Annotated in this window: 3 protein-coding genes; all 3 read left to right on the forward strand. The window is 39.5% G+C overall.

All coding sequences use genetic code 11. The annotated features are described in order from the left end of the window. A partial coding sequence (locus KEM10_RS23485) for a DUF4138 domain-containing protein (protein ID WP_212220729.1) occupies window positions 1-668 on the forward strand: 668 nt, incomplete at its 5' end. Between the two features lie 11 nt (window positions 669-679). Continuing rightward, complete coding sequence (locus tag KEM10_RS23490; protein ID WP_212220732.1) at window positions 680-2614, forward strand: YWFCY domain-containing protein; 1935 nt, start codon at window positions 680-682, stop codon at window positions 2612-2614. 27 nt (window positions 2615-2641) lie between these two features. Next, a partial coding sequence (locus KEM10_RS23495) for a DUF4099 domain-containing protein (RefSeq protein ID WP_212220735.1) occupies window positions 2642-2982 on the forward strand: 341 nt, incomplete at its 3' end.

Here is a 2982-nt window from a genome sequence, read left to right on the forward strand (position 1 = left end):
AAAAGCTGCTTGCGGAGCCATTGGAACATTATCCTCATGTTCTTCGGTTTAAGGCTCTGCAGGAATTTGAAGGAAAGTGCTCAATGAGTCTGATCAGCAATGGGCGGCTTTATTGTTTTGAAGTTGGGTATTCAAATGATCTGATTCTTAATGCGGATATCAATCATTTTAAAGGCGATTTACTTGGATCCGTTGCCTGCTCCGAATTGGCACCTGATCAGACTGAACAATGTATAAAAAGTCTCAAACAAAAGAAGAAACGTTCAAAAGTGGAACAATCCACAGTTGATAATATTGAATTTGCACTGGATGAAATAGGAGTGAAAAAGGACCTGATATTTATGCGATTAAGTATTAAGAATTCCTCCAACATCATTTATAGTACTCAAAACCTGCTGTTTCTAATGCAGGATAGAAAGACGAAAAAAGCATCTAATAGCCAGGAGTATCCTATCTATCCTGTAAAAGTAGCCGGTGATTTTAAGAGTATTGAGCCCGGCGATAGGGCGACTGTAGTGGTTGTATTTAAAGCTTTTACCATACCTGAACATAAAATCGTCAGAATTATTCTGAAGGAAGAAAGTGACAGTTTTACCGGAAGGGATATGAACTTGGATATTAAGAATAAAGCTATCACTAAAGCAAAGGAACTAAATACCCATTCATAAGGAAAGAAACCATGTCTCATTCTGAAGGGCAATATCTGATTCGCTTGCATGAAGGCTTTCGTTTTATGTCCTATCTGCTTTTGCTGATATCTTTTTATATCATATGTAAGGATTATTTCAGGCAATATGGAATATATCAGAAAGAACTGGATTTTGCTTTTAAAGAGCTTCAAAGACTGGTTTTTCTGTCGGATCCGATTACTTCCAAATGGGTTCTCTTGTCAGTATTGTTTGTTACCTGTGTGGGGACCCGGGGGAAGAAAGATCCGGACTTATCCATATCTGCCATAACAGTCCAGATCGTGTTGGGATTGACCATGTACTGGATTGCATTAAGGTTTATTGATTTTCAACCGTTGGCATATATGATGTTTTCATTGGTCGGTTTTGTTATGCTCAACATTGGTTTTGATAATGTATCCCAACTGATCAATGTTAATCTGATGAAGGATCGTTTTAACCAAAACAATGAGAGCTTTGAACAGGAAGAAAGTTTGATTCAGAATAGTTATTCAGTTAACCTTTCAACAGAGTATACTTATCAAAACAAAAAGCGGGAAGGATGGATCAATATTGTGAATCCGTTCAGAGCCACTATGGTGATTGGAACACCGGGATCGGGTAAATCATACAGTGTGGTTCGACCATTTATCTTTCAACACCTGAAGAAGGGATTTGCCATGTGTTTGTATGATTTTAAATATCCCGACCTATCATCATTGGCTTATTACTCTTATCTAAGAAAACGAATCAACGGAAATACAAAAAGAAAAATGCGCTTCTGTGTGATAAATCCGGATAATGTTTGTTCCAGTCTTCGTTGTAATCCTTTAGCACCCGAATTTATGGATAGTCAGATAGATGCCTTTGAGGCTTCGGCTACCATACTATATAATCTGAATAAGGAGTGGATCCGTAAACAGGGAGAATTCTTCTCTGAGTCAGCGGTTACTTTTCTGGCAGCAGTAATATGGTTTTTGAAGCGATATAAAGATGGAAGATTCTGTACCTTACCTCATGCCATTGAATTGCTGCAACTGGATTATGATGATTTGTTTGCTATTATGTCTTCCGAACCGGATGTGACCAATGTGATCAATCCGTTTGTGAATGCTCATCAGAGAGGAGCAGGGGAACAGCTGGAAGGACAATTGGGAAGCTTGAAGATTGCAATATCAAAAATAATAACACCGGAGATTTACTGGATCTGTTCGGGCAATGATTTTACACTGGATATAAATAATGCGGATGATCCCAAAATTCTTTGCCTGGCAAATAATCCTTTGCGAATAGAGATGTACGGGGCCATATTGTCATTGTTTGTAACCCGCATGCTGAAGATTATTAACCGTAAGAATCAGCAACCGACATCATTGATTTTTGATGAGCTGCCTACCATTTATTTCAGGGGGCTGGATACCTTGATTGCCACTGCAAGAAGTAATAAAATAAGCACTCTACTGGGGATTCAAACCGTTGATCAGCTGATGCGTGACTATGGCAAGGAAGCGGCCAATGCGGTTCTGACAAACATTGGTAACGTATTCTCGGGGCAGGCAACAGGTGAAACAGCCCGATATATCCAGAATCGTATGGGTAAGGTGCTGCAGCAAAGGCAATCCCTGAGTATTGATCGCATCAGACAATCATCCACTATATCTACCCAGATGGATTATCTCGTGCCGGAAGGTCGCATCTCAACTCTGGCGCAAGGACATATGGTGGGGCAGGTGGCTGATAGTTTTCAATATCCTGTCAAGCATAAAAGCTTCAATGCCTTTATTCAATCAGATCGAAACATAGAAGCTGTAAAAGGCAAAAGAAATCCTGAAATGCCGGTTTATTATCGTTTTGATGATCGGAAAAAAGTACTGGATAATAATCGCAATAGAATACGAAATGACATACAGGTCATACGGGCTGAGATAATTGGTCAGATGGTCTGAAACAGGTTTAATTTAAATGATGTTGATATGGAACAAAACACTCGTTACAAATTAGAAGATGTGCCTTTGAATCAGTTGGAGAAGGCAGGGGTAAAGAGAGACTTTATGGAGAAGATGGATCAACGTGAGTTAACTGATTTTCTTAATGGATTCCGTTCGCAGAAACTGTATACGGTCAATGCTAAGATTAATGATGAGACTTATCGCCTTCCGGCAAAAATCCGTCTGCATCGCGAAGGGGATGAAGTAAAAGTGAGGATTCATCCCATACAGCGGATGTATATTCCCGATCAGTTTATGGGGCATACCTTTACCAATGAAGAAAAGACAGCCCTGATCAATGATCGTAATATGGGTAAGGTGATTGA

This window comes from Carboxylicivirga linearis (genome assembly GCF_018271995.1).
Lineage (GTDB): Bacteria > Bacteroidota > Bacteroidia > Bacteroidales > Marinilabiliaceae > Carboxylicivirga > Carboxylicivirga linearis.